At 43.8% G+C, this 12,294-nt stretch carries 11 protein-coding genes; 9 read left to right on the top strand and 2 right to left on the bottom strand.

Annotation, left to right across the window (positions count from 1 at the left end):
• The first annotated feature begins 38 nt into the window (after positions 1 to 38).
• The 4 genes from CHRO_RS09555 (at position 39) to cofH (ending at position 4,525) form a co-directional block, all read left to right on the top strand.
• Positions 39 to 1,109 (top strand): glycosyltransferase family 4 protein, encoded by a 1,071-nt coding sequence (locus tag CHRO_RS09555; RefSeq protein WP_041462420.1) that lies wholly within the window; start codon positions 39 to 41, stop codon positions 1,107 to 1,109.
• Positions 1,110 to 1,199: 90 nt separating this feature from the next.
• A complete protein-coding gene (locus tag CHRO_RS09550; protein WP_015153994.1) occupies positions 1,200 to 2,129 on the top strand; it encodes a S66 peptidase family protein in 930 nt (309 codons plus the stop codon).
• The gene (locus tag CHRO_RS09545) at positions 2,122 to 2,463 is read left to right on the top strand and encodes a hypothetical protein (protein WP_041462419.1); all 342 of its coding nucleotides are present in this window, start codon (positions 2,122 to 2,124) and stop codon (positions 2,461 to 2,463) included. The genes CHRO_RS09550 and CHRO_RS09545 overlap by 8 nt, the downstream gene beginning before the upstream one ends.
• Positions 2,464 to 3,388: 925 nt before the next feature.
• Positions 3,389 to 4,525, top strand: coding sequence for a 7,8-didemethyl-8-hydroxy-5-deazariboflavin synthase subunit CofH (gene cofH / locus CHRO_RS09535; protein WP_015153992.1), 1,137 nt, complete (start codon positions 3,389 to 3,391; stop codon positions 4,523 to 4,525).
• Between the two features lie 34 nt (positions 4,526 to 4,559).
• On the opposite strand, the gene ppk2 is transcribed toward cofH, so the two are convergent.
• Positions 4,560 to 5,411: a polyphosphate kinase 2 gene (ppk2, locus tag CHRO_RS09530; RefSeq protein ID WP_015153991.1), complete on the bottom strand. Its 852-nt coding sequence runs from the start codon at positions 5,409 to 5,411 to the stop codon at positions 4,560 to 4,562.
• A 121-nt stretch (positions 5,412 to 5,532) separates the two neighbouring features.
• Between ppk2 and CHRO_RS09525 the strand changes: the two genes are divergently transcribed.
• From CHRO_RS09525 to CHRO_RS09505, 5 genes are all read left to right on the top strand, one after another.
• Positions 5,533 to 6,039: a hypothetical protein gene (locus CHRO_RS09525; RefSeq protein ID WP_015153990.1), complete on the top strand. Its 507-nt coding sequence runs from the start codon at positions 5,533 to 5,535 to the stop codon at positions 6,037 to 6,039.
• Positions 6,040 to 6,181: 142 nt separating this feature from the next.
• Entirely contained in the window at positions 6,182 to 6,481 is a 300-nt protein-coding gene (locus CHRO_RS09520) for a DUF6464 family protein (protein ID WP_015153989.1), read from the top strand.
• Between the two features lie 54 nt (positions 6,482 to 6,535).
• Positions 6,536 to 8,353 carry a glycosyltransferase family 39 protein gene (locus CHRO_RS09515; protein ID WP_015153988.1) on the top strand — a complete coding sequence of 606 codons (1,818 nt, stop codon included), beginning with the start codon at positions 6,536 to 6,538 and terminating at the stop codon, positions 8,351 to 8,353.
• Between the two features lie 194 nt (positions 8,354 to 8,547).
• Positions 8,548 to 9,654, top strand: coding sequence for a HEAT repeat domain-containing protein (locus CHRO_RS09510; RefSeq protein WP_015153987.1), 1,107 nt, complete (start codon positions 8,548 to 8,550; stop codon positions 9,652 to 9,654).
• Positions 9,655 to 10,025: 371 nt separating this feature from the next.
• Complete coding sequence (locus CHRO_RS09505) at positions 10,026 to 10,886, top strand: class I SAM-dependent methyltransferase (protein WP_015153986.1); 861 nt, start codon at positions 10,026 to 10,028, stop codon at positions 10,884 to 10,886.
• A 50-nt stretch (positions 10,887 to 10,936) separates the two neighbouring features.
• Here the strand turns inward: CHRO_RS09505 and aroA are convergent, their stop codons facing one another.
• The gene (gene aroA, locus CHRO_RS09500; RefSeq protein WP_015153985.1) at positions 10,937 to 12,283 is read right to left on the bottom strand and encodes a 3-phosphoshikimate 1-carboxyvinyltransferase; all 1,347 of its coding nucleotides are present in this window, start codon (positions 12,281 to 12,283) and stop codon (positions 10,937 to 10,939) included.
• Positions 12,284 to 12,294 lie beyond the last annotated feature (11 nt).

Here is a 12,294-nt window from a genome sequence, read left to right as displayed (position 1 = left end):
CTATTCACTCATGACCAACTACCAACTACCAACTACCATTGAAACTATTATTTATCTCTACTTCCGTGGGACCCCTCGGCACAGGATTGGGGGGTGGAGTAGAATTAAGCCTGTACAATATTGCTCAAGAAATGATAAAGCGGGGGCATACGCTGCAAATTCTTGCCCCTCAAGGGTCGAAACTTGAGTCAATGCCAATTGTAGAAATTCCTGGTAATTTACAAATTATTGCCCAGAACCAGGAAAGAAATGCACCCATTACTATGCCGGAAAATTCTGTGCTGGCGAATCTGTGTGAATATGCAAGACAAGTACAGAATGAGTACGATTTAATTGTCAATTTTGCTTACGATTGGTTGCCATTTTATCTCACCCCATTTTTTAAAACTCCTATTGCCCATTTTGTGAGCATGGGTTCAATTTATGCTGCGATGGATGAAATTGTGGCACAAGTTGCAGAGCAATTTCCAAGGACGATTGGTTTCTACACTCCCTCCCAAGGAGCAACATTTTCTTTTGTAGAAACTAGTGATAGGTCTATATATTATCTTAGTAGTGGCATAGATTTATCCTTATATGAGTTCTGTTCTCATCCTCAAAACAAATTAGCTTGGTTAGCAAGGATTGCTCCTGAAAAAGGCTTAGAAGATGCGATCGCTGCAGCTCAAATTGCTAAAATTCCCTTAAAAGTTATGGGAAAAATTCAAGATGAAGACTACTGGCAGCAAATTTGCCAGACTTATGCTAACGCACCTTTTGAGTATTTAGGGTTTCTTTCAACCACAAAAATGCAACAAGAATTGCGTCAGTGTCGGGCAATGTTAATGACTCCCCGTTGGGTAGAAGCATTCGGCAATGTAGCAATTGAAGCCTTAGCTTGTGGCGTACCAGTCATATCATATCGCCGTGGGGGACCCGCCGAAATTATTCAAGATGGAAAGACGGGATTTTTAGTCGAACCAGATAGTGTAGAGGGATTGGTAAATGCGATCGCGCGTTTAGATGAAATCAATCGTTATACTTGTCGTCAACAAGCCGAAGCTGAATTTTCTTTAGAGGCGTTAGGCGATCGGTTTGAGGCGTGGTTTAGGGATATTTTGCAGTTATAATTCTTCCCATTAAATCTGTATTAGCTATTTGCATAATCGTATACCTCCCAGGTATATTTTACGCTAACTACAGTTTCGTTATATGCAGCAATGCCTATTTGCCAACCGCCACCGCCACTAAAACCAGGAGATTTATTAAAAGTAATTGCCCCTAGCGGCGCTTTGCGAGAAATGGCAGCATTTGAACAGGGGATCGAAATATGGCGATCGCGTGGTTATCAAGTTAAGGTTAGTCCTACAATCGGCGACAGTTTTGGATATTTAGCCGGAACCGATGCGAGTCGTCGCCAACAACTCCTCGATGCGTGGCAAGATCCCGACTGTCGCGGTATTCTCTGCGCTAGGGGTGGCTATGGTGGGATGAGAATTCTGGAAGATTGGACGTGGATGGCTGCTAAGGGCGCACAGCTGTGCGCCCCCACATCCTTTCCCAAATGGCTTATCGGTTTTTCCGACATTACCGCCTTACTCTGGAGTCTATGTAAAGAAGGAATTTCAGGCGTTCACGCGCCTGTACTGACGACGCTAGCAGGGGAACCAGATTGGTCTAGACAAAGATTATTCGATTGGGTGGAAGGTCGTCCCCTATCTCCTCTCCAGGGGAAGGGTTGGGGTGGTGGCGTGGTGACGGGCGTGCTGCTACCAGCAAATCTGACTGTTGCGACTCATCTCCTGGGTACGTCGATTCAACCGAATTTTGATGATGTTATTCTTGCCTTAGAAGATGTTACCGAAGCACCGTATCGGATCGATCGCCTTTTGACACAATGGCGTTTGAGCGGTGCATTTACTAAGGTTAAAGGTATTGCTTTAGGACGTTTTAGCCGTTGCGAACCACCGCCAAATATTTCTAGTTTGACCATAGAAGAAGTATTATGCGATCGCTTAGGGGATTTAAATCTTCCCATAGTTTCAGATTTGCCTTTCGGTCACGATGGTTGCAACGCCGCATTACCAGTTGGTATCTCTGCAACTCTAGATGCAGATAAGGGTCAGTTGACAGTAGAGAGTGATGCATGAAAATACCTCTCGCCAACTACCAATTACCAACTACCGATTACCAATTTTAAATTTGTTATCTTTCTTCTGTCACCTTAGCGGGAGTAAAATAGATGGTAAAACTTTCTCTTTCACTGCTAGAGCATGGTTGAGCCACGTCCTGCCGTTACTACTGTTGGCTTCGTCGATTTCTGTTGCCAAGCAATACATTGGTAACTTGGGTAAAACTGATAATGGAATCGTGTCAGTCAACGCTGATGCAGTCGTAGATCGCATCACGTACCCATTGCGATTGAAGATATTCAAACCACGCTCACGACTGCAACCGGGTGATGTATATAGCAGTTCTAAATGATTTGTAAAGTAGGCTTCTAGCCTGCTCCACGTTCATGAATCAAATAGGATTGCTATATAAAACGCGCCCCCCAATTAGCGGTGGAAATTTTACAAGCACTTGAGGAATGGAAATTCCGCTCTTGTGCTAGTACTAGCAGACAGCTGATATGGAGAAAGTGGAGATGTGATTCACGAATTTCTTCGCTTAAAACTTCCTTGTCTGGTTGCAATTCGTAGTCCTCATGGTGTGCTACTAGTAGTAGCAGGTCAGAAAGTCCATTACAACCGAGCCGCGTGCATCCGTTCAAGCTCTCTCTCATCGACCAGATGAAACTTGCTAGAGAGCGCGAAATTGTCTTTAGCAAAGCCCATCCAATCCGCTACTACAAAATCAGTCAAACAAACAGCCCAACTACAAATCCACTTGAGACTTGGTTTGTGATGACTAATCTACCTAAATCTTGGCAGTTACAATTGGGGAAACGCTATAGCCTTCGCGGTTGGATTGAGTATGGATTTAAACAGGTGAAAAATGAACAGGGGAAGGGCAGATTTTCGAGTCACTGACTATACCAGTATTGAGCGGTGGTGGGAAATAGTGTTGATCCCTCTTCTGTCAAACTGGGGTGAAACCTTGATTTTTCGTAGGCTAAAACCACGTAGATTCGTTGAATTTGCCTAAAGTGACAGAAGAGGGATCGGGAGTGAGATGAAATACAAGATCTGTAGGGGCGCACGGCTATGCGCCCCTACAAATGCGCCTCACAACGAGAATTGCGATATATAAATATCCTTACCAGGAATTGAATTTGTCGATAATAAAATTATGAGTTTAAAAAGATGATTGTAAAAATCTGAGTGGCAGAAGTAAAGAGTGAAGAATCTACTTAAACCTCTTCGCGACTCACGATTCACGACTCACGACTCACGACTTACTTCAAAGAATGATAACCAAAACAATTGAACCTATTCTCGATCGCGCCTTATCTGGAGACGATATCTTTCCAGCCGAAGGAGTAGAGTTATTACAACAAACTGCACCGGAAGCAATTGCTCTCATCCGCGATACTGCCGATAAACTCCGCCATCAACAAGCGGGCGATACCGTTACTTATGTCATTAACCGCAATATCAACTTTACCAATATTTGCGAACAACACTGTAGTTTCTGCGCCTTTCGTCGCGATGCGGGCGAAGCAGGTTCCTACTGGTTGGAATGGGGACAAATCTTAGAAAAAGCTACCGATGCCGTACAAAGAGGGGCAACAGAAATTTGTATGCAGGGGGGACTTCACCCTACAGCAAAAATAGATGGCAAATCGCTGTCATACTATTTGCACTTAGTCAAAACTATTAAAGCTGAATTTCCCCAATTGCATTTACATGCCTTTTCTCCCCAAGAAGTGCAATTTATTGCTAGGGGAGACGGTTTGAGCTACGCCACCGTTATCGCTGCTTTGCGGGATGCTGGTGTTGGTTCAATGCCAGGAACAGCAGCAGAAGTATTGGATGATGATGTTAGGCGAATTCTTTGTCCAGAAAAGATTAATACAGCGACATGGTTAGAAATTGTAAGTACGGCACATAAGCTTGGCTTGCCGACAACAAGTACCATGCTATCTGGACATATTGAAACACCCCAACAGCAAATTCGTCACCTAGAACACTTGCGATCGCTTCAACAAATTGCGATCGAGCGGCAGTATCCTACAAAAATTACAGAGTTTATTTTACTGCCTTTCGTCGGACAAGAAGCACCTAAGCCGTTAAGAAAGCGGGTGGGAAGAGATCAGCCAGTTTTAGCAGATGCTTTGCTACTCACAGCAGTGGCGCGAATTTATCTAGGAAAATGGATTCCCAACCATCAACCGAGTTGGGTCAAACTCGGACTCGCAGGCGCAACAACAGCTTTAGAATGGGGTTGCAACGATATTGGCGGCACGCTGATGGAAGAACACATTACCACAATGGCAGGCGCAGTTGGCGGTACTTGCATGGAAGTAGACACACTACAAACAGCGATCGCTTCCCTCAATCGTCCCTACCGTCAAAGAGATACCTTGTATGGCAATCTCATTTAAGTTATGAAATCTTCTTGACGCTACTACAAATTATTTAATAAACCTGGGGAACGAAAAACTGTTCGTTTAGAGGTGGACGATTATAGCCAGTTCCAGGTTTTCTAGGTGGTAAATCGAATGCATCTGGAGTCATATCTTGATAGGGAATCTTGCTTAAAATGTGTTGAATTAAGTTAAGTCGCGCCCGTTTTTTATCGTCGGCTTCCACCGTAAACCAAGGAGCCTCTGGAATGTTAGTATGAGCTAGCATGACATCCTTAGCTTTAGAATATTCCTCCCAGCGATCGCGGGCTTCAATATCCATCGGACTGAGTTTCCAGCGTTTAGCCGGATCTTTTACCCGCGCTTGAAAACGGCGTTCCTGTTCCTCATCGCTGACAGAAAACCAGTACTTCAACAAAATAATCCCCGATCGCACCAACATCCGCTCGAATTCAGGGCAAGATTGCATAAACTCTTGATATTGAGCCTCAGTACAAAAACCCATCACCCGTTCTACCCCCGCACGATTGTACCAACTGCGATCGAACAGCACAATTTCCCCCGCCGCAGGTAGATGGGCAACATAACGCTGAAAGTACCACTGCGTCTTTTCCACATCTGAAGGCGTACCCAAAGCCACCACACGACAACCACGCGGATTGAGGTATTCCGTCACGCAACCAATTGCGCCTCCCTTTCCGGCTGCATCACGTCCTTCAAAAATCAGCGCTACTTTTAAACCTTGATGTTTAACCCAGTACTGCAATTTCACCAACTCTGTTTGCAGTCGTGCCAATTCTTTTTCGTATAACTTACCGTTCAGCTTTTTCTTCGATTTGTTCTCTTTGGTGCTTTCAGCAGACTTGACTGCTGCATGAGTCCCATTTCGATCTATAGCTGACATGGGTTTTTCTCCTAAACGAATTTTTTTTAAAAAAGTTAACCTGTTCTTTCCTTGTCAATATAGTTCGCTTGTACTAACATGCAGTTAAAATTTGAGCGGCGATCTCCAATCGAGAAATAGTATGACAAAACTCAAATCAAACTTAGTCCAATTTCCCATCCAGCAGCATCTAGGGCGTTCTAGAGTCGTAACATTACCAGTATCTCCCGAACGCCATCGATCGTGTGTAACGGCGATCGCAATCCCAAAGCGAGAACATCAGGCAATACCACCCTTGCAGCCTCAAATCCCATCAGAATTGTCTCACAGCAATCGCCGCGAATGGCAGCACTTGGCAGCACAAGCAGACAAAATTAATCAATTAGCCGCAGAACTAGAAGCAGCAATCTTTGGATTAAAAGCGATCGCCAACCAAATAAACTATACTCAACAGCTATCTGGAAGTGCTTGCGAGTATCGCTCAGTCATTGTCCCCCAAGTCAAGCGCCGCAATACAAGTGAATTCATTTTGACAACTAAAGTCATCGATTTATTTCAAGCTGAAAGAGAAGCACAACAGCTAGCGCAAACATTGAGACAAAAGACAAAAACCAAGCAAAAATTCCCTCTACTGAATTGGTTGTTATAGATTAGGGAGTAAGAGGGTTGTTGGTTGTTGGTTAACGGCGTACTGGCTAGTGGCTGGACTCCTTTCTAGTCACTAGCCACCAGTCACTAGTCACCGATAACTGATAACTGACAACTGACAGCTGACAAGAGGTAAAGCACAGGTGGGAGTAGCACTCTGGATTCTTGCTTTAGGACTAATGCCATCATTGCTATCGCTGTGGCTACTGCGCCGAAGAGAGGCGCAAATACAAGCGAGATTTAGGCAAGCGATCGACTTTACCTCCATCAGGACACAGAGAAGCGAAGCTACACCACTTCATAGCGATCGCTACTATTTGGAAGGAGTAGGATATCTAGTTGGTGACATCAGCTGTCGCTACAATGCTCGTTCCGGGTATATTAGGTGTGCGGTCAATCCTGAAGGACCCTGTGAGGGTTGTCGCTACTATGAACCGCGATAGCTGCTTGATTAATTTATTGGTGTAATTTATTTGGTGTAAGGGGTGTGAGGGTTGGTGAATTTTACCCAGAGAAGTTGGCTTCAATGGCTAACACTTTTCGGCTGGATTGCGATCGGCACGATTATTAGATTTATTAATTTGGATGCGAAGCCACCTTGGTCGGATGAATTTGCCACCTTAGTATTTAGTTTAGGTAATAGTTTTCGCACTGTCCCTTTAGATCGAGCGATCGCCCTAGACACCCTACTACAACCACTACAGCCTCGTCCATCTGCCAGTTTTGGTGATGTTTTTCACAATTTAATGACAGAGAGTACCCATCCTCCTGTCTATTTCCTCCTCAATCACCTATGGTTACAGCTATTTCCCCCAGATGAGGGACTAGTCTCATTATGGGCAGCAAGAGCCTTCAGTGCCATTCTGGGAGTGGCTGCAATTCCTGCTATTTTTGGTCTGTGCTGGCTAGCTTTTCGTTCCCGCCTGGTAGGACAAATCGCCGCCGCAATGATGGCAGTCTCACCCTATGGCATCTACCAAGCCCAAGAACCGCGCCACTATACCTTAGCAATTTTAGTTATTATTGCGTCTCTAGCTTGCTTAGTTGTTGCTACACGCTGTCTAGAGAACCGAAAACCAATCCCAATTTGGTTAGTTTTCACTTGGGTGGGAACTAACACTTTAGGAATCGCCGTTCATTACTTTTTCACCCTCACCCTCTGTGCCGAGGCAATAGTTTTGCTTGCTGTGGTGTGGAAACAATTCAAAATTCACAATTCACAATTCCCCGAATCCACTGTACGGGCGGGTTTCGGTCGAAGATTTATTGACATAAGCGTGAATATGCTTGCTAAACTCGCCCCTACCACCTCCCGACTCATTGCCGTTGCAGCTGGAACCACAGCAGGGGGTTTAATCTGGTTGCCTTTCTTGCAAAGTATTCCAGATAACCAAATGACAGATTGGATTTATCGTGGTAATCCTTTCGGCAGTATTTTAGAAAGCACGGCGAGGTTTTTAGCATGGATGATTTCAATGCTGTGGCTGCTACCCGTTGAGGGCGTGAGTCAACCAATTGCCCTGGTTTGCGGTGTAATTATCGTCGCTTTTCTATTTTGGACGTTGCCCATACTCATTAGCGGTTGGAAAATTCAGTTATGGCGATCGCGATCTCGCAGTGGAACTCAAGTTGTAGGTGGATTTGTTTTGGTAGCGATCGCGCTATTTTCGATTGTTACCTACGCCTTGGGTGCAGATTTGAGTATTGCCTCGCGCTATCACTTTGTTTACTTTCCAGCCTTGATTGCGATCGTCAGCGCGGCATTAGCAATTTGTTGGGATAGCAATCGATTAGTTCAACATACAGAGTTAAACTGGACTCCTCGTCAGCAGTTACGACTCAAGTTTCTGCAAACAAGAGGTAAAGTTGCAGTCGTGCTAATTTGGCTACTCGGTTTGCTCGGTGCTTTAACTGTCGTTTTTAACTTTGGTTATCAAAAGATTGAAAGACCCGATCGCCTCGTACCAATTATGCAACAAGGATCGCAAAATCCAATTTTAATCGCTACAGCTCACTATACTCGCGCACAGGTGAGAGAACTCATGACACTGGGTTGGCAGTTTAAACATCTGTATGGTTCTCAAGTAAATTCTCCTTTGTTTCTTTTAGCTCAGCACGACCGTAGCTCGAATCGCTCAGTAGAAACTCTTTACAAAACAATTGCTGAACTACCAAAACCCCTAGATTTATGGGTTGTCAACTTTACTAGCGCCAGACACGACTTAGAGGAAGGAAATAATCAAATTTGTGTCCCAGATTCACAACGCCGAGCTAAAGTCAATGGCTACCGAGCCAAACTTTTCCACTGTCAATAAGGGACAATTCCCAAATTTTATACAACCATATTCGCAAAATTGTCTGAATTACCGGTAACAAATTAATTTCTGAAAAAACGACAAACGGTTACAACTGAGGTTGTGGTAAAGATGGAAGTAGTCAAAAATGGCTAGATAAAATCTTGATGGCAGTGAGGTAAATATTGCGCCATTACTCTGCTGGAGAATAAATTGTGCTAGAAGGCTTAGAAGTAATTAATTGGCACGAACTCGAACACGCTTACGGTATGGCTGATGATGTACCCGAGCTGCTCAGAAGTTTAGCCTCCGCTGATGCCCCGTCTCGTCAAGATGCTTTGTCTAAATTGTACAGTAATATTTATCATCAAGGTACTGTTTTTGAAGCTACAGTATACGCAATACCATTTTTACTAGAACTGAGTCAAACTGAAGCAGTACAAGATAGAGATAAAATTTTAATTTATTTGGCACACCTAGCACGCAGTCATTCTTATTTAGAAGAACATCAAAATTTATTGTTTTATAACGATGAATTAGATAAGCCTGAGTTTCAAGTGCAAATACAACACGAAATGATCTGGATAAGACGTGTTAATCGTGCTGTTCGTAGTGGGATAAATGTTTATCTGAGTTTGCTAAAACATAATGATTCAAAACTCAGAATTGCTGCACCTTACATCCTCGCTTATTGCCAACGGCAAGCGTCGGAATTTATTCCTTATCTAAAGCACTGTTTAGCGCAAGAACGAAGCTCTCAAGTCAGAGCCAGTTTAATATTAAGCCTGGGTTTTTTGGAGCCGCCGCAATTAGCAAACATAGAACTATTTATGCAATTTCTGAGTTCTGAGGAAAGCGATCTCGTGCGCTTAGCGGCTGCAATGACACTTGTAAGGCTAGCAAAAGATAAAACTCCACTGGAAGCCATAGCAATACCGATCGAAATTATCGAACATCCGATATCTGTGAAAGAAGCGTATGCTCGATTACCTTGGGCTAATAGCGATGTTATTAGCGATGCTTGCGCTTGCTTATGCTATCTAGGGGCAACAGGAAATGTTGTCATTCCAGCCTTAATAAATGCTCTGAAAACTGTAGATGGTTATAGTGCTTTAAGTTTAGTACGAACGCTACTATATCTAGCTTTTAACGGACACAAATTAGCAGACACGATCGAATACAAGAATACATCTGTACAAAAATCTGTCATAGAAGCGATCGCCTCGTACGATCGCGTTTGGCAGTTCAATAGTAATATGGCGCATCTGCTCAGATCGTTTGGTTTACCACAAGAGCGAAATCAGTTGCAAGCATTTCTATAAAATAAGTAAATTAAATATTATTCAATCTACGATCGAATACAAATTTATCGCTCTTGAACTATTTATTGATAGACGACTTGTGGATTCAGGTATTGTTTTTTATACATAGTTTTTTTGCTCGAAGCATTATTAAGTGCTAAAGCTAAAAATTACTAAATAGTTATTTGTCAAATAACAGAAAAAGGCTCTATAACTTGAAAGTCAATGGTTTCAGTTACACATCAAAATTGAATAAAGAAAATTTTGCTTTTAGCAATTGTTTTTGACACAAATTAATGTTAATATGCACGGCTATGGATAGCGAATGTTAAAAAATGTGTGTAGAAATAGAAGCTTTCCAGTAGTATTAGTCACGCCCAACAATAGACAAAATGCTCAAAAAACTCCCAACCTCACTTAGATTTTGGCTCCGATCTCTAGAACACAAATTTGCTGGGTTTTTCACAACGCTGTACAAATATAAGCCATATAAAAAGGGAGTATCTTCTTACGTCATCCCCAAATCATCTCTTACAGATCGGCAAGCCGATAACGTAGAATTAGCAGTACCTCCACAAGAATTTTGGTTAGGATATGGCAAGACAAGGGAAGAATACTTGTCGTCTGGAGCAGAAGACACGCAGAAGATGTTGGAATTAGCCAAATCTTCAGGACTTACACTAACCGCAGGCGATCGCGTTTTAGATTTTGGTTGCGGTGCATGTAGAATGACTCGTCATTTGCAAAAATACGCGCAGTCATGCGAGATCTGGGGAGTAGACATTGATGCTGACATGATTTATTGGTGCAAAGAACACTTAGAGCCACTCTTCAATTTTGCAGTCACAACGACAATTCCTCACTTACCATTTGAAGATCGATATTTCGATTTGATCTATGCTGGTTCGCTATTTACCCACGTTGACGATTTGACTGAAGCTTGGTTGTTAGAACTTCGGCGAATTCTTTCTCCAAAAGGAAGGCTTTACCTGACAATTCACGACAATCAAACTATCAAATTACTGCATACTGATTTCCAGAACATTTTCCTGTCTAAAAAACTCCGAGCTTCAGATTTGTACAATCAAACTAAAAATGATATGGCTGTTCTGACAATCGGTCGCGATACGGGTTCGCAAGTTTTTTACGACATCGATTATTTCTGTAAAAAACTGAGCAAGCTCTACAAAATACATTCGGTAACGACAGAAGCTTACAATTATCAAACAGCAGTCTTAGTTGGTAGGAAATAAACCAAAATAGTCAGGTGGGCGTTGCCCACCTACAGCAAAAGTAGTTCGTGCTACTGGCAAACTTGTTGCAGAGTTGGGATGAAATCTGGATAAGAAATTGCTGCGGCTTCGGCTCGACTTATAGTTGTCGTACCGCTGGCATTCAAAGCCGCGATCGCCAAACTCATAGCAATGCGATGATCGGTGTAACTATCTACCTCCGTACCCTTTAAAGCCGTCCCACCAGTAATTTCTAAACCATCGGGTAATTCCGTGACTTTCGCACCCATACGATTTAACTCGGTTGCCATAGCTGCAAGGCGATCGCTTTCTTTAACCCTTAACTCTGCTGCGTCCCGAATTATCGTCGTACCGCTAGCAAACACTGCTGCTACTGCTAAAATCGGAATTTCGTCAATTAGACGCGGAATTAAGTCACCTGCGATCGTACACGCTTTTAAACCGCCAGAACGCACCCGCAGATCGGCGACTGGTTCCCCAGCAACAACTCGCTGATTTTCCAGTTGAATATCTGCCCCCATCATTTCCAAAGCTGCTAAAATCCCAGTGCGCGTAGGGTTAACGCCAACATTTTCAATGACCAATTCTGAATCTGGGACGATCGCCCCAGCCACCAACCAAAAAGCAGCCGAACTAATATCACCAGGAACGACTACCTGCTGTCCTTGCAGTTGCGCTGGTCCGGTTACCGTGACACTATGGGTTTGGGGATCGACGCTCAATTGCGCCCCAAAAGCTTGCAACATCCGTTCGCTGTGGTCGCGGGATAAAGCTGGTTCTGTTACCGTTGTTTTTCCCTCAGTCATCAACCCAGCTAGCAGAATACACGATTTCACCTGTGCCGAAGCGATGGGAGATTGATAGTGGATTGGTTTGAGGTTTTGCCCTTGAATTGCCAAAGGTGCGAGAGAATTACCCTTACGTCCCCAAATTTGCGCTTCCATTTGTTGCAAAGGTTTGACGACGCGAGACATGGGACGCGATCGCAACGAACTATCTCCCGTCACTGTAAAAAATCTTTCTGGATGAGAAGCTAAAATTCCCAACATCAACCGGATCGTCGTCCCAGAATTTCCTGCATCCAATACGTCTGCTGGTTCCTGCAACTGACCCAAACCGATCCCTTTCACCCGCACCAAATCTGTATTGAGTTCTGAAATTTCCGCCCCCATTGCTCGAAAACAGCTCGCCGTACTCCTGGGGTCTTCCCCCAACAGCAGCCCTTGAATTTGGGTTTCCCCATTTGCCAGCGCCCCTAACATCAAAGCCCGATGGGAAATTGATTTATCGCCAGGAATCCGAATGCGACCGCGCAAGCAAAACCCTGTCTGGGGTCTAGTGACAATCAGATTTTGCTGGCGATCGATAGTTTCAACTGCGAACGGAGAAGCCAACATGGGGATAAATT

The organism is Chroococcidiopsis thermalis PCC 7203, from assembly GCF_000317125.1.
GTDB classification, from domain to species: domain Bacteria; phylum Cyanobacteriota; class Cyanobacteriia; order Cyanobacteriales; family Chroococcidiopsidaceae; genus Chroococcidiopsis; species Chroococcidiopsis thermalis.
Note: the sequence above shows the minus strand (reverse complement) of the source record. Positions and strands in the feature narration are given on the sequence as shown.

What these genes read in the sequence shown, in the direction of transcription:
- CHRO_RS09550 (WP_015153994.1), top strand. Translation starts at nt 1,200, where the DNA reads ATGCCTATTTGCCAACCGCCACCGCCACTAAAACCAGGAGATTTATTA.
- CHRO_RS09545 (WP_041462419.1), top strand. Translation starts at nt 2,122, where the DNA reads ATGCATGAAAATACCTCTCGCCAACTACCAATTACCAACTACCGATTA.
- cofH (WP_015153992.1), top strand. Translation starts at nt 3,389, where the DNA reads ATGATAACCAAAACAATTGAACCTATTCTCGATCGCGCCTTATCTGGA.
- ppk2 (WP_015153991.1), bottom strand. Translation starts at nt 5,411, where the DNA reads ATGTCAGCTATAGATCGAAATGGGACTCATGCAGCAGTCAAGTCTGCT.
- CHRO_RS09525 (WP_015153990.1), top strand. Translation starts at nt 5,533, where the DNA reads ATGACAAAACTCAAATCAAACTTAGTCCAATTTCCCATCCAGCAGCAT.
- CHRO_RS09505 (WP_015153986.1), top strand. Translation starts at nt 10,026, where the DNA reads ATGCTCAAAAAACTCCCAACCTCACTTAGATTTTGGCTCCGATCTCTA.
- aroA (WP_015153985.1), bottom strand. Translation starts at nt 12,283, where the DNA reads ATGTTGGCTTCTCCGTTCGCAGTTGAAACTATCGATCGCCAGCAAAAT.